We start from the raw sequence: 17,313 nt of genomic DNA, 5'->3' as shown, positions 1-17,313 counted from the left end.
ACAAAGATGCTCGCGTCCACTATGCAAATCTCAAACAACAAACAGCAACCAACCCCACCCGCCACCAGACCAACCACCCCGCTCCCCCTGGAGGGAGAAGGATCGATGCGATGTGACAGAAGGCGGCCCTGCATGAGGTATCCACAAACCACGGGACTGCCCACCGCTCAAGGGCGCCGACTTCCGCCGACGTCCCACCCCGCCGACCCGGCGCCAGGAGGTCAGCCCTTGCGGGCAACCACTGGCGTGGGTGGTGGGATGCGGTCGCAGTCCCAGGTCCGTTTCCTCAGGACCCAACAGTGTGTTCAAGCCGACCCGAATCCCCGATGGCGCGTCTTCCCACTCCGCTGTCTCCAGCGGCGGTACCAACGACCCGGACGATCCGGACCACTTGAGTAGCCAGTGCTCCACTAATGAGCTGCCGAGCAGAAGACGTTCGCTTCTGACCTCGACGTAGACCGATAGCTTCCGCTATCAATCAGCTGCTCCTTAGAAAGGAGGTGATCCAGCCGCACCTTCCGGTACGGCTACCTTGTTACGACTTCGTCCCAATCGCCAGCCCCACCTTCGACCGCTCCCCCCAGCAAGCTGGTTGGGCCACGGGCTTCGGGTGTTGCCGACTTTCGTGACGTGACGGGCGGTGTGTACAAGGCCCGGGAACGTATTCACCGCAGCGTTGCTGATCTGCGATTACTAGCGACTCCGACTTCATGGGGTCGAGTTGCAGACCCCAATCCGAACTGAGACCGGCTTTTAGGGATTCGCTCCACCTCACGGTTTAGCAGCCCTCTGTACCGGCCATTGTAGCATGTTTGCAGCCCAAGACATAAGGGGCATGATGACTTGACGTCATCCCCACCTTCCTCCGAGTTGACCCCGGCAGTCTCCCATGAGTCCCCACCACCCCCGAAGGAGCGTGCTGGCAACATGGAACAAGGGTTGCGCTCGTTGCGGGACTTAACCCAACATCTCACGACACGAGCTGACGACAGCCATGCACCACCTGTCACCCAGTCCGAAGAGGCGCACATCTCTGCACGTTTCCGGGTGATGTCAAACCTTGGTAAGGTTCTTCGCGTTGCGTCGAATTAAGCAACATGCTCCGCCGCTTGTGCGGGCCCCCGTCAATTCCTTTGAGTTTTAGCCTTGCGGCCGTACTCCCCAGGCGGGGCGCTTAATGCGTTAGCTCCGGCACGGAGATCGTGGAAGATCCCCACACCTAGCGCCCAACGTTTACAGCGTGGACTACCAGGGTATCTAATCCTGTTCGCTCCCCACGCTTTCGCTCCTCAGCGTCAGGTAAGGCCCAGCAAGCCGCCTTCGCCACCGGTGTTCCTCCTGATATCTGCGCATTTCACCGCTACACCAGGAATTCCACTTGCCCCTACCTACCTCTAGCCGGCCCGTATCCACCGCAGACCCGCAGTTAAGCTGCGGGCTTTCACGGCAGACGCGACCAGCCACCTACGAGCTCTTTACGCCCAATAATTCCGGACAACGCTTGCGCCCTACGTATTACCGCGGCTGCTGGCACGTAGTTAGCCGGCGCTTCTTCTGCAGGTACACGTCAACTTCGTCCCTGCTGAAAGAGGTTTACAACCCGAAGGCCGTCATCCCCCACGCGGCGTCGCTGCGTCAGGCTTCCGCCCATTGCGCAATATTCCCCACTGCTGCCTCCCGTAGGAGTCTGGGCCGTGTCTCAGTCCCAGTGTGGCCGGTCGCCCTCTCAGGCCGGCTACCCGTCGTCGCCTTGGTAGGCCACTACCCCACCAACAAGCTGATAGGCCGCGAGCCCATCCCCAACCGAAAAAACTTTCCACCACCATCCGATGCCGGAGGCGGTCGTATCCGGTATTAGACCCAGTTTCCCGGGCTTATCCCAGAGTCAGGGGCAGGTTACTCACGTGTTACTCACCCGTTCGCCGCTCGAGTACCCCGAAGGGCCTTTCCGCTCGACTTGCATGTGTTAAGCACGCCGCCAGCGTTCGTCCTGAGCCAGGATCAAACTCTCCAAACAATGTCTGAAGGGAAAGAAATCCCAACCATATAAAAGGAATCCACCACATCCACACCATAAAGGCGCAGACATGACGGGGCTGTGCATCATGCACTGGCTTTTAACACACTGTTGAGTTCTCAAGAAACGGACGCGTACTCCCCAACCTGCGAGAGGCGCACATTTCGTTTTTCTGTTTTCGTTGTGTCTTTATCTTTTCAGTCGCCCGGCCCGGTGTCAAATTGACCCGACCCGCTCCGACCTGCTGGAATAAAGACCGCCCCGTTTCCGGGACAACCCCTCTAACTTACCAGACCATCCGGACAGATGCGAATCAACCGGACGAACCAGGAAGAAGTGGGATGTGCCGGGCACTGCCTTGGTTCCGTGAACCCTTGGCCGCCCTGCCTGAGCAACTCTAGCAGCCGTCCACGCCTGCTTCGTGCCGTACAGGTAATCATGAGGTCCTTCCCTGCCCTCAAGATGCTCAAACCCGTCGAGTCGCCGACCGGATCCGCGGCGGGAGGGTGACATGGCGGAGACAAGCCGAAAGCAAGTCATCCGCAATCGCGGGTGTGTACGAAGTATGTACGAGCAATCTGCGCCCTCGGAGGTGTCCGCAATGACCCGCTCGGAGTTCGATGACATCCGCGCCTTCCTGGCCGACGATGCGACTCATGCTGGAGACCTCCTCCGAGTCGCCCGGACACTGATCGACGACCTCGAGCACGCGCGCATGCGCGAGGCCGTCCTGCGGACGTACTACTTGCGCCTGCTCACCGCCGCCAGGGCCACGGTGGCCGCCGAGACTGTGGGCGCGCCTGATCCGCTGGCCTTCGTCAAGCACGAGCTCGCCGAACGCGGTCAGCTTCCCGAGGATGGGGAGGCCGTACAGCGCATCCTGTCCGACGCGCGTACGGCGGCCGCCTTGCTGGCCTGTCTGGAGCAGCAGCAGCCGGCTCAGGTCCGGCCGAGGGGCATGCGACTGCGCCGCTGCGTCGGCACCGCTCGTACACTCCCCCGGTAGGCCGGCCGGTTCGCGAAACCCCACGAACCTGACGGACCCCGAAAGACCTGGCGAAGCTCGGACGGCTCTCGGAACCCAGACGAAGAGGCCGCTCGCGTGCCGAACAGGACGTCAGGTAATGTTGCCGTCCCCAGCGATGGACCCGATCGAGGAGGTGAGACCCATTAACGCTGCAGCAGGCTGGGTGCTCCCGCCTCGTGATCGTGCGATCCACCTGACATAGGTGACCGAGGGAGCGCTCATTGGCTTTCCGAAAGGCGCTCATGTCACCTGTCCCCCCGTCCGCCATCATCACCAGGCTCCGGGCCGCCGGCTGTGTCTTCGCCGAGGACGAGGCGGAGTTGCTCATCTCGACGGCGAGGACGCCGGACGAGCTCACCACCATGGTCGACCAGCGGGTCGCCGGGCTGCCTCTTGAGCATGTTCTCGGGTGGGCGGAGTTCTGCGGGCTGCGGATCGCGGTGGATCCCGAGGTGTTCGTGCCGCGCCGCCGTACCGAGTTCCTCATCGACCAGGCCGAGGCCGCCGCGCCGAGCGGCCCCTCCCCCACCGTCATCCTCGATCTGTGCTGTGGCACGGGTGCGATGGGCGCCGCGCTCGCCGCGGCCCTCAACAGCGATCAAAATGGGGTCGAGTTGCACGCCGCGGACCTGCACCCCGCCGCCGTACGGTGCGCGCGCCGCAACCTGGCCCCCATCGGCGGTCAGGTGTACGAGGGGGACCTCTACGAGCCGTTGCCCGCCACGCTGCGCGGTCGCGTCGACATCCTGATCGCCAGCCCTCCCTACGTGCCCACCGAGGCGATCCGGCTGCTGCCCTCGGAGGCCCGCGTCCACGAGCCGCTGGTGGCGCTCGACGGTGGCGCCGACGGGCTCGACGTCGTGCGGCGGGTGATCGCGGAGGCGCCGGCATGGCTGGCGCCGGGTGGTCATCTGCTGGTCGAGACGAGCGAGCGCCAGGCGTCGCGGACGGCCGAGGACATGGCCGCCGCCGGGCTGACCCCGCGCGTGGCCGGCTCCGAGGACCGGTACGCCACCGTCGTCATCGGCACCAAAACCGCCCAGTAGCCTGCTCCCCAGGTGACCAGAAGACGACCGCTCGCTTACCCAGCCTTGGCCGATCGGCTGCAAGACTGCGCATATGTGGCAGCGATGGTTCAACTGGGCAGCAATCGCCCTAGTCGGCGGTTTCAGCCTCATATGGATGGGTGTCGTCATTTACGTTGAAGACACCCAAGTCCTCTGGATGCGCGTCGCCCAACTGGTCTTCGGTGCCGCGCTGGCCGCTTGGGCCGTACGCAAGACAACCCTGATGATCACCAAGGCGTGAGTCTCATGAGCGATCAACTCTACGAAATCAGTCATGACATGGGGGATGATGTACAGCTCTCCGCCACCGCCATGTACCTGGACAGACTCCCGCAACGGCACAGGATCCTCGAGATCGATGACGAGGCCGCGCGGAGCATCTCCAGATGGGTGAACGAGGAGGACGACCGTGAGTCCGATGCCTTCGCCGATCCGCTGGAGGACTCTTTCTTCTTCGAGCAAGAGCAGGAGTAGGAGTAGGAGTAGGACTACGGCTGGAAGCGATAGCCCATTCCGGGCTCTGTCAGCAGGTGCACCGGATGCCCCGGATCGCGTTCCAGCTTGCGGCGCAGCTGCGCCATGTACTGCCGCAGATAGTGGGTCTCCTTCACGTACGAACTCCCCCACACCTCGTTGAGCAACTGCCGCTGACTGATCAACTTGCCGGGATTCCGGGCCAGCAGCTCCAGGAAGTGCCATTCCGTGGGCGTCAGGCGTACCCCGCCCGAGACCGTCTTCGTGGCGAAATCGATCACGTGCTCTCCCACCCGGACCGTCGCGGGCTCGTCGGCGGCCGTTCCGGTGCGGCGCGTCACCGCGCGGATCCGCGCGAGCAGCTCGTCGATCCCGAACGGCTTTGTCACGTAGTCGTCGGCCCCCGCGTCGAGGGCGTCCACCTTGTCGGGGCTGCCCGTCCGGCCCGAGAGCACGATGATCGGCACGCTCGTCCAGCCACGCAGCCCCTGGATGACGTCCACCCCGTCGAGGTCCGGCAGTCCTAGGTCCAGAATGACCAGGTCGGGATGCCAGTCGGCGGCTTGGCGCAGGGCGGCGGTGCCGTCCGGCGCGACGGCCACCTCGTAGTGCCTGGCCACCAGGTTGATGCGCAACGCCCGCAGGATCTGCGGTTCGTCGTCCACCACCAGCACGCGAGTCAAAGAGCCCTCCGCAACGAGACGGTCATGGTCAAGCCTCCTCCGGGCGTCTCCTCCGGGGTGAGCGTGCCGCCCATGGCCTCCGTCAGCCCCCGGGACAGCGCCAACCCGAGCCCCAGTCCCACGCCCTGCCGATCGCCCAGCCGCTGGAACGGCAGGAACACCCGCTCCTGCGCCTCCGGCGGAATCCCGGGTCCCCGGTCGATGACGCGGATCTCGACGTGCTCGCCGTACGCGCTCGCGGAGATCACCACCTGGCCACCGGGCGGGCTGAAGCGGATGGCGTTGGACATCAGGTTGACCAGCACCCGCTCCAGCAGCGCCGCGTCGGCCATGAACTCCGGCACCTCGCCGGTGAACCCGTCATGGACGCGCGAGCGCAGCGGTCCGAGCTCGGCTATCGCCTGAGGGACGATGTCCTCGACGGCCAGCGGTTCCAGCGTGACGCCGAGCACGCCCGCCTGCAGGCGGCTCATGTCGAGGAGGTTCGACACCAGCCGGTCGAGCTTGATGAGCGACTCGCCGGCCGTGGCCAGCAGTTCTTCGCGGTCCTCAGGAGTCCAGTCGACCTCTGTGCCGCGCAGGCCGTCGACCGCGGCCCTGGCCGCCGCGAGCGGGTTGCGCAGGTCGTGGCTGACGGCCGCGAGCAGGGCGGTGCGCATCCTGTCGGCCTCGGCCAGCGGCCTGGCCCGGTCGGCCTCCGCACGCAGGCGTTCCTGCCGCAGGGCCACCGCCGACTCCGCCGCGAACGCCTCGAGCACCTGCCGGTCGGCCGCGTCGAGCAGCCTTCCCCGTACGGCGAGCACGAGGTCGTCGTCGATGGGCACGTCGGTGTCGGCATGGCCCGGCGAGGTGGACGGCGGTCCTCCGGCCGTGGCCACGACGTGCCATGAGTCGCCGTCGCGCTCCAGCAGCGTGACGGACTCCAGGCCGTACACCTCCTTGAGCCTGGCCAGCAGGGAGGGCAGCGCCGCGTCGCCGCGCAGGACGTGGCCGGCCAGCGTGGACAGCACCTCGGCGTCGGCGCGCGAGCGGGCGGCCTCCCTGCTGCGGCGGGCCGCCTGGTCGACGACCGTGCTGACCATCGCGGCGACCAGTACGAAGGTGGACAGCGCGAACAGGTTCTCCGGCGCGGAGATCGTCAGCGTGTGGAGCGGCGGTGTGAAGAACCAGTTCAGCAGCGCGAAGCCGAGCACCGCCGCCGTCAGCGCCGGCCACCTGCCGCCCACCAGCGCGACGGCGACCACCAGCAGCAGGAAGAGCAGGATCTCGCTCGGCAGCGTGAGCCGCTCGGCGAAGGTCAGCATGACGGCCGTGAGCAGCGGCACCGCGAGCAGCGCGAGTGCCCAGCCGGCGATCCGCCGGTCCCGGTTCAGTGCGGCCGGCGAGCGGGCGGGACCTCGTGCGCTCCGAACCGCCTCGTGTGGCACCAGGTGGACGTCGATCGAGCCGGACAAGGCGGTCGCCGTGACGCCCACGCCGCGGGACAGGATCTGCGCGAACCGGCCCCGCCTGGACGCGCCGAGCACGAGTTGCGTCGCGTTCGCGCCGCGGGCGAACTCCAGCAGCGCGCGCGGGACGTCGTCGCCCACGACCTGGTGGTAGGTGCCGCCCAGGCTCTCGACGAGGGCGCGACGCCGTACGAGCGTGGCGGGCTCGCCGTCGGACGCCGGACCGTCGGGCCTGGTCACGTGTACGGCCAGCAGGTCGACGCTCTTGGACCTGGCGGCGATCCTGGCGGCCCGCCTGATCAGCGTGTCGCCCTCGGGGCCCCCGGTGAGCGCGACGACGACTCGTTCGCGGGCCTCCCAGGTGCCCGCTATGCCATGGTCCGCCCGGTAACGGATGAGCTGGTCGTCCACCTTGCCGGCGACCCAGAGCAGGGCCAGCTCGCGCAGCGCGGTGAGGTTGCCGACGCGGAAGTAGTTGGACAGGGCCGCGTCGACTTTGTCGGGGGCGTAGACGTTGCCGTGCGCCATCCGGCGGCGCAGCGCCTCGGGGGACATGTCGACGAGCTCGATGCGTTCGGCCCGGCGTACCACCTCGTCGGGGACGGTCTCGCGCTGTGGGACGCCGGTGATCTGGCGTACCACGTCGTTGAGCGATTCGAGGTGCTGGATGTTGACGGTGGAGACGACGTCGATGCCCGCGTCGAGGATCTCGTCGACGTCCTGCCAGCGTTTGGCGTTCTTCGATCCTGGGACGTTGGTGTGGGCCAGCTCGTCGATCAGCGCGGCCTTCGGCGCGCGTTCGATGACGGCGGCCACGTCGAGCTCGGTGAAGGTGGCGCCTCGGTGGACGAGCGTTTTGCGGGGGATCGTCTCCAGCCCGTCGAGCAGGGCGGCCGTACGGGCGCGGTCGTGGGTCTCGACGAAGCCGACGACCACGTCGCGGCCGCGTTCTCTGGCGCGGGCCGCCTCGGCGAGCATCGCGAACGTCTTGCCCACGCCGGGGGCCGCGCCGAGGTAGATGCGCAGCCGCCCGCGTGTCATGCCTCGCTCCCCGGTGGTAAGTCTGTGACCTCCAGGCTACGACCAGGGACGCGACGGCCTGTCTACGGCTGGTACGGCGGCGCGACGCCCCAGCCCCAGTGGGGCACCGGAGCCTTGGTCGGAGGCTTCGCGCCGGGCTGGGAGTTGTGCACCGCCAGCCGGGTGCCCCACTCGATGTAGCCGGCGAAGGCGGCCCTGAACTCGGGGTCGTCGGGCAGTCCGACCTCGTCGGCGGCGTCCATGAGCAGGTTGACCCACCTGCGCCGCTGCGGCTCGGTGATGGCCTTGCCGAGGTGCTGGGAGAGCATGTGGGGGTAGCCGCCGCGCTCCTTGGTGTAGCGGTCGGGGCCGCCGAACACCTCACCGAGCCACATCGCCACATATCGGGGATGGCCGGGGTCCATGTGCGCGAACAGCGGCCCGATCAGCTCGTCCTTCTTGACGTGCTGGTAGAAGACCTCGGTGAGCCGCTCCAGCGCCTCCACCCCGCCCGCCCACTCGTAGAGGCTCGGCACTGCTTCGTTGTCCATGTAATCATGTAATCATCAGGTGGATCAGGTGGTCAATCCACGGCGAAGGCCCTGAAAGTTACACGCCGTTCCGGGCGACGCCGCAGGTCGCGCGACCCTCCTGAGCCGGTCGCCTTCCCGCCGCCGCTCCGCGCTCCTACGCTCTCGGCAGACCCACGATCTTCGGGAGCCGACGATGTCGAGGACGAGCGCCCTGCTGGTGGCGATGCTGACCCTGATCGGAACGGTACTCTTCCTCACCACCACGCCCGCCGGCGCCGCCGCCATCAGGATCATGCCCCTCGGCGACTCGATCACCGGCTCACCCGGCTGCTGGCGGGCCCTGCTGTGGAACAGGCTGCAGAGCACCGGCTACACCGACATCGACTTCGTCGGCACCCTGCCGCCGCAGGGCTGCTCGGTGGCGCACGACGGCGACAACGAGGGCCATGGGGGCTTCCTGGCGACCAACGTGGCCAACCAGAACCAGCTCCCCGGCTGGCTGGCGGCCACCAGGCCCGACATCGTGGTCATGCACTTCGGGACCAACGACGTGTGGAGCAACATCGCGCCCGCGACGATCCTCAGCGCGTTCACCACGCTCGTCAACCAGATGCGGGCGAGCAACCCCGCGATGAAGATCCTGGTCGCGAAGATCATTCCCATGAACCCGGCCAACTGCGCCGACTGCGGGCAGCGCGTCGTCGCCTTCAACAACGCGATCCCCGCCTGGGCCGCCGCCACCACCACCCAGCAGTCGCCGATCGTCGTCGTGGACCAGTGGACGGGGTTCAGCACGAGCGCGGACACCTACGACGGGGTGCACCCGAACGCCTCGGGCGACCAGAAGATGTCCGACCGCTGGTACCCCGCGCTGGCGAACTTCCTGACCCCTGGCGGGAGCACGCCGACGCCCACACCGACCCCCACGCCGGGGAGCGGCTGCACGGCGACGTTCAAGAACGTCGGGCAGTGGACGGGCGGCTTCCAGGGTGAGGTTACGGTCAAGAACACCGGGGCCGCGACGACGAACGCCTGGACGGTCCGCTGGACGTTCGCCAACGGTCAGCAGATCACCCAGATCTGGGGCGGCACTCTCAGCGCGAGCGGGGCCGCCGTGAGCGTGCGGAACGTCGCCTGGAACGGCACCCTGGCCGCCGGGGCCTCGGCCACCTTCGGCTTCTTGGCCTCCTGGAACGGCACCAACACCGCGCCCGCCCCTACGTGCTCCCCCACCTGAGCACGCGCCTTCAGTGAGCGGACGCCCTGATGGCCAGGATGCTAGGGATGGGCTGCTCGCCCGGTTCGTACACCCGCTCGATGGCGAGCCCGGCGTCGATGAAGGCGTTGATCAGGTCCGCCAGCGGCACCTGGCTCATCCCGACCCGGTCCCTGATCCCGCCCTGGCGCCACCAGGACCCGCGCTGGTGCCAGCCCTTGAGGTGGTACGTGGGATGGATGATCAGCGCGCCGTCCTCGCGGTTCTCGATGTGCGGGCCGTTGAAGCACGGGTGCACCCCGTAGAACAGCAGCAGCCCGCCGGGGCGGAGCACCCGAGTCGCCTCCCCGAGCAGTCCGGGGAAGTCGCCGATGTCCGTGGACACCCAGAGCATGGTGACGGTGCCGAACACCCCTGAGGCGAACGGCAGCGTCGTCCCGTCACCCTGCAGCAGCGGCGCGGGGTCCCGGCGGCGAGCAAGACGCAACTGGTCGCCGGACCGGTCGAGCCCCACGACGGTCCTGCCGGTGGAGCGGATCGCGTCGAGGTAGCGCCCGGTGCCACAGCCCAGGTCCAGGCACGTCCCGTCGCCTGGGCCCAGGAGGTCGGTCACGTCCGCGAGGTTCGGGACGATGAGGTCGTCGTACCACTCGGCCAGGCCGTCATAGCGTGCCGTCATGATCCATTGATACCTCGGAATATGCCTGAACGGCGGGATATTAGCCGCGCGGCTGTCGTAGCCCGCGTATTCCGATGAAGGCGACAACAGCGCCGACGATGAGGACGATGGGGCCGATGATGGCCCAGAGAGTAACGCCGCTCATCACGCTGCCGCCGACGATGCCCAGCCCCTGAAGCGTCCACAGGGCGCCCATCAGGACCAGGAGAACGCCGAGGACTAGGAAGATCCAGGTTTTCACGGCATTTCTCGTTTCTGTCGTGGAGGTCGTGGAGGCGGGAGACAGCGAAACTATCGGGTTTATACCGGTCATTATGCTGCGCGAAGATCCTCGCCGCGAGCGCCCTCGACAAGGTCGTACAGACCCCCATGTTGATCTCGCGCCACCCGGGCCGGTTACCGATTCGTTATCTAACGCCCCCTTGTTGGGTCTTCGCACGCTATGTACGGTCCCTTCAACGCCACTTAACAACTTGTTCAGTCAAGCCGATCAAGAGGTTCGATGACGGAGTCGGAGACCGAATACTTAGGCGTACGCATCCGGGCCTACCGGAACATGCGCCAGATGACCGTTCGTGGACTCGCCGCCGAGGCCAAGGCGAGCGCCAGCTTCATCAGCCAGTTGGAGCGGGGGCAGACCAGCGCGAGCATCGGGATGCTGCGGCGGATCGCCGGAGCTCTCGGGATCACGGTGGCCGACCTGTTCAACGAGCAGGACGAGGTCGGACACCGGGTGCTACGCCGCGCCGAACGCCCGGAACTCCCCACCAAACCCGGCACCCGCAAGTACCTGATCTCCCAGCGCCCCCTGCAGAACCTGGAGGTGTACGCCGGAGAACTCGACCCGGGCGCCTCCACCGGGGACGAGCCGTACACCCACGGCGACTCCCAGGAGATCTTCCTCATCGTGCGCGGCCAGGTGACCCTCTGGCTCGGGCCCGCCGACTCGGCCGCCCCGCACGTCCTGGCGGCCGGCGACAGCGTGGAGTACCGCACGTCGGTGCCTCACCGCGTGGTCAATGACGGCGACGAGACAGCCGAAGTCCTCTGGACGATCAGTCCGCCCACGCCCGCTTGACCAACACCCACCCTTATCTACGGGGGTCAACCATGCCGAAACTTCCCAAACGACTGTCCGGTATGTCCGCTATAGCGGCTTCGCTCCTACTCTCCGCCGCGTGCGGTGCCGGTTCCGCGGCGCCCGCGACCGTCGATCTCGGCACCGGCCCCGCCAAGTCCGGCACCGTCAAGAAGGACGCGCTCAGCGGCCTGAACATGACGTTCGTCTCCTACGGCGGCGCGTACCAGGAGGGCCAGCAGAAGGCGGCGGTCGACCCCTTCGCCCAGGAGTCGGGCGCGAAGATCCTCCAGGACGGCCCGACCGACTACGCCAAGATCAAGGCCCAGGTCGACTCCTCGAACGTCACCTGGGACGTGATCGACGCCGACTCGATCTGGGCCGAGTCGCAGTGCGGCAAGCTGCTGCAGCCGCTGGACTACAAGATCATCGACAAGTCGAAGGTCCCCGAGGGACTCGCCGGCGAGTGCAGCGTCCCCGCGATGCAGTACGGCATGGTGCTGGCCTACAACAAGAACAAGTTCGGCGCGAACCCGCCCAAGGGCTGGAAGGACTTCTTCGACACCACGAAGTTCCCCGGCAAGCGCGGCATCTCCGGTAACCCCGGCGACTCGGCGCCCGGCCCGTTCGAGGGCGCGCTGATCGCCGACGGCGTCTCCCCGGACCAGCTCTATCCCCTGGACGCGGACCGCGCGATCAAGAAGCTCCAGACGGTCCGCTCGAACCTGGTGTTCTGGAAGACCGGCGCGGAGTCGCAGCAGCTGCTGGAGTCCGGCGAGGTCGACATGGCGATGCTCTGGAGCGGACGCGCGTACGCGGCCGTCAAGAACGGCGCCCCGTACGACGTCGCCTTCGACCAGTGGATGCCGGTCATGGACTCCCTGACGGTGCCGAAGAACGCCAAGAACCCCAAGGCGTCGATGGCGCTGATCAACTACTACCTGGGCGCGCAGCAGCAGGCCAAGCTCACCGAGCTGACCTCGTACTCGCCGATCAACACCGATGCCAAGCCCAATCTGGACCCCAAGGGGATGTCGTTCCTGACGACCAGGCCCGAAGTGGCGGACAAGGCACTCAAGATCGACTCGAAATGGTGGGCGCAACACCAGAGCGAGATGATCGAGAAGTGGTCGGCCTGGCTCGGCGGCTGATCCGAGATGGCCTCGACGCTGCAAGCCGTGTCCCTGCCGGCGACGGCGGGCAGGGACACCGGTGACCGTCGGCCGGCGCTGCTCATCCTGCCCGCGCTGATCGCGCTCGCCGTCTTCTTCCTCTACCCGCTGATCTCGATGGTGGTCAGCGCGTTCACCGATCCCACGCCCGGGCTCGGGAACTTCGCCTGGTTCTTCGGTGAGCCGCAGAACCTGAAGGTGCTCGGCCGTACGTTCACGACGGGCCTGTGGGTGACGGTGATCGCGCTGGTCGTATCGTACCCGTACGCCTACGCCATGACGCTCGCCGGGCCGCGCGCTCGGGCGGTGCTGACGCTGCTCGTGCTGGTGCCGTTCTGGACCAGCCTGATGGTGCGGACGTTCGCGTGGGTGATCCTGCTGCAGGACACCGGAGTGATCAACGGCGCGCTGCAGGCGATCGGGCTCGGGCCGTTCAGCCTGATCCGCACCCAGACGGGGGTGGTCATCGGGATGGTGCAGTTGCTGATGCCGTTCATGGTGCTGCCGCTGTACGCGGTGATGAGCGGGATCGACCGGCGGCTGCTGACCGCGGCGGGGAGCCTGGGGGCGCATCCGGTCAAGGCGTTCGTGAAGGTGTATCTGCCGCTGTCGCTGCCCGGCGTCTCGGCGGGCTGCCTGACCGTGTTCATCAGCGCGCTCGGCTTCTACGTCACGCCCGCGCTGCTCGGCTCGCCCACCGATGCGCTGATCTCGCAGCAGATCTTCACGCAGGTCAACGGGCTGCTCAAATGGGGACGCGGGGGCGCGATGGGCGTGGTGCTGCTCGGGCTGACGCTGGCGATGATCGCGTTGCTCGCGCTGACGCTGCGCCGTACCGGAAGGAAGGTGGCCGGATGACCGCTCGCCTCGGCCGCGGCGTGCTGTGGGCGTTCTGCGCGCTCGTGGGCGTGTGGCTGGTCGCGCCGGCGCTGATCGTGGTGCCGCTCAGCTTCACCTCCAAGGCGTCACTGAAGTTCCCGCCCGACGGCTACTCCTTCCGCTGGTATGAGCACTTCTTCAGCGATCCGGCCTGGGTGTCCGCCCTGCTGACCTCCGTCGAGGTCGGGCTGCTCGTCACGGTCGTGGCGACGGTGCTCGGCACGGCCGCCGCGCTCGGGCTGACCAGGGCGCGGATCCGCGGTCTGGCGCTCGCGCAGGGGTCGATGCTGGCGCCGATGATCGTGCCGGGTGTGGTGCTGGCCGTCGGGACCTACGCCGTGTTCCTGAAGCTGCAGCTCGTGGGCACGCTGGCCGGGTTCGTCATGGCGCACACCGTACTGGCGCTGCCGTTCGTGATGATCCCGGTGACCGCTTCGCTGCGCGGGTTCGACCGGCGGCTGGAGAGCGCGGCGGCCAGTCTGGGCGCCGGGCGGTGGGCCACCTTCCGCAGCGTGACGCTCCCGCTGGTCGCGCCCGGCGTCGCCTCCGGCGCGCTGTTCGCGTTCGTCACGAGCTTCGACGAGGTGGTCGTCTCGCTGTTCATCCAGAGCCCGTATCTGCAGACCTTGCCGGTCAAGATGTACGCGAGCGTCACCCGCGAGACCGACCCGACCATCGCCGCGGCGGCCACGATGATCCTCGTGCTGACCACGACCCTCGTGCTCGCCGCCACCTTCTTCGTCGCCAGGAGGTCCCGTGCCGCCGACCAGTAACGATCTCGCCGCCCGCGGAGCGGGCATCGAGCTCACCGGCCTCACCAAACGCTACGGGGACTTCGTCGCCGTGGACGACGTCTCACTGTCGATCAAGCCGGGTGAGTTCATCACGCTGCTCGGGCCGAGCGGCTCGGGCAAGACGACCACCCTGAACGTCATCGCCGGCTTCAACAAGGCGACCTCGGGCGAGCTGACCGTGGACGGCACCGCCATCGCGGCCACCCCGCCGCACAAGCGGGACATGGGCATGGTCTTCCAGCACTACGCCCTGTTCCCGCACATGACGGTCGCCGAGAACATCGCCTTCCCCCTCAAACAACGCAAGATCCCCAAGGAGCGCAGGACCGAGCTGGTCCAGGCGGCGCTGGCCACCGTCCACCTCGGCGAGTACGGCCACCGCTACCCGCGCGAGCTGTCCGGCGGGCAGCAGCAGCGGGTCGCGGTGGCCCGGGCGATCGTCTACAGCCCGCGCGTCCTTCTGATGGACGAACCCCTCGGCGCGCTCGACAAGAAGCTGCGCGACTGGCTCCAGCTGGAGATCAAGCGCATCCACGGCGAGCTCGGCATCACCTTCGTCTACGTCACCCACGACCAGGACGAGGCGCTGGTGCTGTCGGACCGCATCGCGGTCTTCAACAAGGGCCGCATCGAGCAGCTGGGCCCGGCCGACGAGCTCTACGAGCGGCCCGCGACGCTGTTCGTGGCCCGCTTCCTGGGCGAGTCGACGATCCTGCGCGGCGACGTCTCGGCTGACGGCATCGGCGTCTGCGCCCGGCTGATGCGGGCCCCCGGTTCGCTGCCCGACGGGCCGGGCGCGCTCGTCGTACGTCCGGAACGCCTGACCGTACGCCAGGTGGACCACTCCCCCGACACCGGCTGGAACGCGCTGCCCGCCACCGTCACCGGCGAGATCTACCTCGGCTCCAGCCGCAAACTGGAGCTGAGACTGCCGGACGGCTCCCCCGCGCTGGTCCGTGAGCAGGCGGGCAGCCTCAGCGACGCCCGTCGCGGTGACGAGGTCACGCTCACCTGGCGCGTGTCCGACTCCGTACTCCTGGCCGACGAAAGTGATGTGGAGGCAGTGCTCACGTGAAAGGCATCCCGCTGACCGAGGACTTCGCCAACGGCGGCGTCTCCTTCTGGTACCGGCAGATCGGCGTGCCGGACCGCCGGGCGGCGCTGCCCGGGTCCCGCTCGTACGACGTGGTGATCGTCGGTGGTGGCTACACCGGCCTGTGGACCGCGTACTACCTCAAGAAGGCCCAGCCCGACCTGCGGATCGCGATCCTGGAGCGGGAGTTCGCCGGGTTCGGCGCGTCCGGACGCAACGGCGGCTGGCTGTCGGCGGAGTTCGCCGGCTCGCGCAAGCGGTACGCCAAGGCCCGGGGCCGCCAGGCGATGATCGACCTGCAGCACGCCATGTTCCGGTCGGTCGACGAGGTCATCGAGGTGACCCGCCAGGAGGGCATCGAGGCCGACATCCACAAGGGCGGCCTGGTGCACGTCGCTACCAACCCCGCCCAGCGCCGGCGCCTGCGCGAGGAGCTGTCCTCGCTGCGCACCTGGGGGTACGGGGAGGACGACCTCAGGGTGATGTCCCGGGACGAGCAGCAGGAACGCCTGCAGGTGGCGGGGACCCTGGAGGCCACGTACTCGCCGCACTGCGCCCGCATCCAGCCCGCCAAGCTGGCCGTCGGACTCGCCTCGACGGTCGCCGCGCTGGGCGTGGACATCTTCGAGAACACCACGGTGACCGAGATCCGCCCCCGCCAGGGCGGGATGGCGTCGGCGGTGACCTCGCGCGGCGTCGTCTCGGCCGAGTACGTCATCCGCGCCACCGAGGGCTTCACCGCCAGCCTCGCCGGGCAGCACCGGCAGTGGCTGCCGATGAACAGCTCCATGATCGTCACCGAGCCGCTGCCCGCCGAGGTGTGGAAGCACATCGGCTGGTCGGGCAACGAGCTGCTCGGTGACGAGGCGCACGCCTACATCTACGCCCAGCGCACCGCGGACGACCGGATCGCGATCGGCGGGCGCGGCGTGCCGTACCGGTACGGATCGCGCACCGACTCCCGAGGCGCCACCCAGGCGCAGACGGTGGCGCTGCTGTGGCGGATGCTGGTCAAGCTGTTCCCCGCCGCGGCCGACGCCCGCGTCCAGCACTCGTGGTGCGGCGTGCTCGGCGTGCCGCGCGACTGGTGCTCCACGGTGCACCTCGACCACACGACCGGCCTCGGCTGGGCGGGCGGTTACGTGGGCAGCGGCGTCACCACCACGAACCTGGCCGGCCGTACGCTGCGCGACCTGGTGCTGCGCCGCGACACCGAGCTGACGGCACTGCCCTGGGTGGGCCGCCAGGTCAGGCAGTGGGAGCCGGAGCCGCTGCGATGGACGGGGGTGCAGCTCATCTACGCGCTCTTCAGGGCGGCGGACCGGCACGAGAACGACCGCGGCACCACGACCTCGGCCTACGCCCGCATCGCCAACCTCATCTCAGGCCGCTGACCTACGTTAGGACGACCCTTGACCCCGCTCTCCCACCTGGCGCACGCCCCGTCGATCTCCCTGCCCGCCGCCGAACCCAAGCCGACCAGCCTGACCGGCCAGTCGGAGTCCACGCTGGAGGTGTGGGCCGACTCGCACGCCGAAACGGGTATCTGGGAGTGCGAACCCGGCTCGTTCACCGCGGTCAGGGACGGCTTTCACGAGATCTGCCAGATCCTGGCGGGGCGGGCGACGCTGACCGGTGAGGACGGCCGGGTCATCGAGCTCGGGCCCGGCTCGACGGTCGTGCTGCCGGACGGCTGGCGGGGCACCTGGGATGTGCACGAGACGATCCGCAAGACGTACGTGACGGTCCGGACCGGCCGTCAGTCGACCGGTGTGGCCTGACCTGACCGGTGTGGCCTGACCTGATCAGAGCCGCTCGCGCAAGCGCACGTACTCGCGGCCGGCCTCGGTGATCGCGACGTACCGCTTGAGGTCGAACTCCTCGTAGGTGTGCCCGTAGTCCTGCGGAATCGCGTTCAGCCCTCGCGGGTCGACCGGCTCGACGAACCCCATGGCGTCGAGCCGTTCGAGCTCCATCTGCAGCTTCCTGTCCTGCCGGAACTGCGCGGGCACGGGCCCCTCCGCCGCGAGCCGCCGCAGATGGCCCCACTCGTACTTGGTCACCAGCCCACTCAACGCCACCTGCAGCGCCCGCAGCTCGGACTCCAGCACGCGCTGCTTGGCCTCGGCCCTG

At 67.8% G+C, this 17,313-nt stretch carries 17 protein-coding genes and 1 rRNA gene; 12 read left to right on the top strand and 6 right to left on the bottom strand.

Annotated features, from left to right (window positions below; all coding sequences use genetic code 11):
- Positions 1 to 493: 493 nt before the first annotated feature.
- Positions 494 to 2,017, bottom strand: a 16S ribosomal RNA gene (locus tag ACQP2T_RS09480).
- 601 nt (positions 2,018 to 2,618) lie between these two features.
- Between ACQP2T_RS09480 and ACQP2T_RS09475 the strand changes: the two genes are divergently transcribed.
- The 4 genes from ACQP2T_RS09475 (at position 2,619) to ACQP2T_RS09460 (ending at position 4,585) form a co-directional block, all read left to right on the top strand.
- Positions 2,619 to 3,023, top strand: coding sequence for a hypothetical protein (locus ACQP2T_RS09475; RefSeq protein ID WP_433515793.1), 405 nt, complete (start codon positions 2,619 to 2,621; stop codon positions 3,021 to 3,023).
- A gap of 263 nt (positions 3,024 to 3,286) precedes the next feature.
- Positions 3,287 to 4,090: a putative protein N(5)-glutamine methyltransferase gene (locus ACQP2T_RS09470; protein ID WP_433515792.1), complete on the top strand. Its 804-nt coding sequence runs from the start codon at positions 3,287 to 3,289 to the stop codon at positions 4,088 to 4,090.
- A gap of 136 nt (positions 4,091 to 4,226) precedes the next feature.
- The gene (locus tag ACQP2T_RS09465) at positions 4,227 to 4,352 is read left to right on the top strand and encodes a hypothetical protein (RefSeq protein ID WP_433515791.1); all 126 of its coding nucleotides are present in this window, start codon (positions 4,227 to 4,229) and stop codon (positions 4,350 to 4,352) included.
- A 5-nt stretch (positions 4,353 to 4,357) separates the two neighbouring features.
- Entirely contained in the window at positions 4,358 to 4,585 is a 228-nt protein-coding gene (locus ACQP2T_RS09460) for a hypothetical protein (protein WP_433515790.1), read from the top strand.
- 14 nt (positions 4,586 to 4,599) lie between these two features.
- Here ACQP2T_RS09460 and ACQP2T_RS09455 read toward each other — a convergent pair whose 3' ends face one another.
- From ACQP2T_RS09455 to ACQP2T_RS09445, 3 genes are all read right to left on the bottom strand, one after another.
- On the bottom strand, positions 4,600 to 5,268 hold the full coding sequence (locus ACQP2T_RS09455; protein ID WP_357944547.1) for a response regulator: 669 nt from the start codon (positions 5,266 to 5,268) through the stop codon (positions 4,600 to 4,602).
- Positions 5,265 to 7,757, bottom strand: coding sequence for a DUF4118 domain-containing protein (locus tag ACQP2T_RS09450; protein ID WP_433515789.1), 2,493 nt, complete (start codon positions 7,755 to 7,757; stop codon positions 5,265 to 5,267). The genes ACQP2T_RS09455 and ACQP2T_RS09450 overlap by 4 nt, the downstream gene beginning before the upstream one ends.
- A 62-nt stretch (positions 7,758 to 7,819) precedes the next feature.
- The gene (locus ACQP2T_RS09445; protein WP_433515788.1) at positions 7,820 to 8,287 is read right to left on the bottom strand and encodes a group II truncated hemoglobin; all 468 of its coding nucleotides are present in this window, start codon (positions 8,285 to 8,287) and stop codon (positions 7,820 to 7,822) included.
- A 175-nt stretch (positions 8,288 to 8,462) separates the two neighbouring features.
- On the opposite strand from ACQP2T_RS09445, the gene ACQP2T_RS09440 reads away from it, so the two are divergent.
- On the top strand, positions 8,463 to 9,506 hold the full coding sequence (locus ACQP2T_RS09440; RefSeq protein WP_433515787.1) for a cellulose binding domain-containing protein: 1,044 nt from the start codon (positions 8,463 to 8,465) through the stop codon (positions 9,504 to 9,506).
- A gap of 10 nt (positions 9,507 to 9,516) precedes the next feature.
- On the opposite strand, the gene ACQP2T_RS09435 is transcribed toward ACQP2T_RS09440, so the two are convergent.
- The gene (locus tag ACQP2T_RS09435; protein WP_433515786.1) at positions 9,517 to 10,164 is read right to left on the bottom strand and encodes a class I SAM-dependent methyltransferase; all 648 of its coding nucleotides are present in this window, start codon (positions 10,162 to 10,164) and stop codon (positions 9,517 to 9,519) included.
- A 40-nt stretch (positions 10,165 to 10,204) separates the two neighbouring features.
- Positions 10,205 to 10,405 carry a hypothetical protein gene (locus ACQP2T_RS09430; RefSeq protein WP_433515785.1) on the bottom strand — a complete coding sequence of 67 codons (201 nt, stop codon included), beginning with the start codon at positions 10,403 to 10,405 and terminating at the stop codon, positions 10,205 to 10,207.
- Between the two features lie 261 nt (positions 10,406 to 10,666).
- Between ACQP2T_RS09430 and ACQP2T_RS09425 the strand changes: the two genes are divergently transcribed.
- Genes ACQP2T_RS09425 through ACQP2T_RS09395 form a run of 7 tightly spaced genes read left to right on the top strand, consistent with a single transcriptional unit; the run spans position 10,667 to position 16,961 of the window.
- Positions 10,667 to 11,242, top strand: coding sequence for a helix-turn-helix domain-containing protein (locus tag ACQP2T_RS09425; RefSeq protein ID WP_433515784.1), 576 nt, complete (start codon positions 10,667 to 10,669; stop codon positions 11,240 to 11,242).
- A gap of 32 nt (positions 11,243 to 11,274) precedes the next feature.
- Positions 11,275 to 12,393 carry an ABC transporter substrate-binding protein gene (locus ACQP2T_RS09420; RefSeq protein WP_433515783.1) on the top strand — a complete coding sequence of 373 codons (1,119 nt, stop codon included), beginning with the start codon at positions 11,275 to 11,277 and terminating at the stop codon, positions 12,391 to 12,393.
- 27 nt (positions 12,394 to 12,420) lie between these two features.
- Positions 12,421 to 13,272, top strand: coding sequence for an ABC transporter permease (locus tag ACQP2T_RS09415; RefSeq protein WP_433515782.1), 852 nt, complete (start codon positions 12,421 to 12,423; stop codon positions 13,270 to 13,272).
- A complete protein-coding gene (locus tag ACQP2T_RS09410; protein ID WP_433515781.1) occupies positions 13,269 to 14,066 on the top strand; it encodes an ABC transporter permease in 798 nt (265 codons plus the stop codon). The genes ACQP2T_RS09415 and ACQP2T_RS09410 overlap by 4 nt, the downstream gene beginning before the upstream one ends.
- Positions 14,050 to 15,162: an ABC transporter ATP-binding protein gene (locus tag ACQP2T_RS09405; RefSeq protein WP_433515780.1), complete on the top strand. Its 1,113-nt coding sequence runs from the start codon at positions 14,050 to 14,052 to the stop codon at positions 15,160 to 15,162. Before ACQP2T_RS09410 ends, ACQP2T_RS09405 begins: the two co-directional genes overlap by 17 nt.
- Complete coding sequence (locus ACQP2T_RS09400) at positions 15,159 to 16,574, top strand: NAD(P)/FAD-dependent oxidoreductase (protein WP_433515779.1); 1,416 nt, start codon at positions 15,159 to 15,161, stop codon at positions 16,572 to 16,574. The genes ACQP2T_RS09405 and ACQP2T_RS09400 overlap by 4 nt, the downstream gene beginning before the upstream one ends.
- An 18-nt stretch (positions 16,575 to 16,592) precedes the next feature.
- Positions 16,593 to 16,961, top strand: coding sequence for a cupin domain-containing protein (locus tag ACQP2T_RS09395; protein ID WP_433515778.1), 369 nt, complete (start codon positions 16,593 to 16,595; stop codon positions 16,959 to 16,961).
- Positions 16,962 to 17,313: the final 352 nt, after the last annotated feature.

The sequence above is a fragment of the Nonomuraea sp. CA-143628 genome (assembly GCF_050942315.1).
Lineage (GTDB): Bacteria > Actinomycetota > Actinomycetes > Streptosporangiales > Streptosporangiaceae > Nonomuraea.
Note: the sequence above shows the minus strand (reverse complement) of the source record. Positions and strands in the feature narration are given on the sequence as shown.

What these genes read in the sequence shown, in the direction of transcription:
- ACQP2T_RS09475 (WP_433515793.1), top strand. Translation starts at nt 2,619, where the DNA reads ATGACCCGCTCGGAGTTCGATGACATCCGCGCCTTCCTGGCCGACGAT.
- ACQP2T_RS09470 (WP_433515792.1), top strand. Translation starts at nt 3,287, where the DNA reads ATGTCACCTGTCCCCCCGTCCGCCATCATCACCAGGCTCCGGGCCGCC.
- ACQP2T_RS09465 (WP_433515791.1), top strand. Translation starts at nt 4,227, where the DNA reads ATGGGTGTCGTCATTTACGTTGAAGACACCCAAGTCCTCTGGATGCGC.
- ACQP2T_RS09460 (WP_433515790.1), top strand. Translation starts at nt 4,358, where the DNA reads ATGAGCGATCAACTCTACGAAATCAGTCATGACATGGGGGATGATGTA.
- ACQP2T_RS09450 (WP_433515789.1), bottom strand. Translation starts at nt 7,757, where the DNA reads ATGACACGCGGGCGGCTGCGCATCTACCTCGGCGCGGCCCCCGGCGTG.
- ACQP2T_RS09445 (WP_433515788.1), bottom strand. Translation starts at nt 8,287, where the DNA reads ATGGACAACGAAGCAGTGCCGAGCCTCTACGAGTGGGCGGGCGGGGTG.
- ACQP2T_RS09440 (WP_433515787.1), top strand. Translation starts at nt 8,463, where the DNA reads ATGTCGAGGACGAGCGCCCTGCTGGTGGCGATGCTGACCCTGATCGGA.
- ACQP2T_RS09435 (WP_433515786.1), bottom strand. Translation starts at nt 10,164, where the DNA reads ATGACGGCACGCTATGACGGCCTGGCCGAGTGGTACGACGACCTCATC.
- ACQP2T_RS09425 (WP_433515784.1), top strand. Translation starts at nt 10,667, where the DNA reads ATGACGGAGTCGGAGACCGAATACTTAGGCGTACGCATCCGGGCCTAC.
- ACQP2T_RS09420 (WP_433515783.1), top strand. Translation starts at nt 11,275, where the DNA reads ATGCCGAAACTTCCCAAACGACTGTCCGGTATGTCCGCTATAGCGGCT.
- ACQP2T_RS09410 (WP_433515781.1), top strand. Translation starts at nt 13,269, where the DNA reads ATGACCGCTCGCCTCGGCCGCGGCGTGCTGTGGGCGTTCTGCGCGCTC.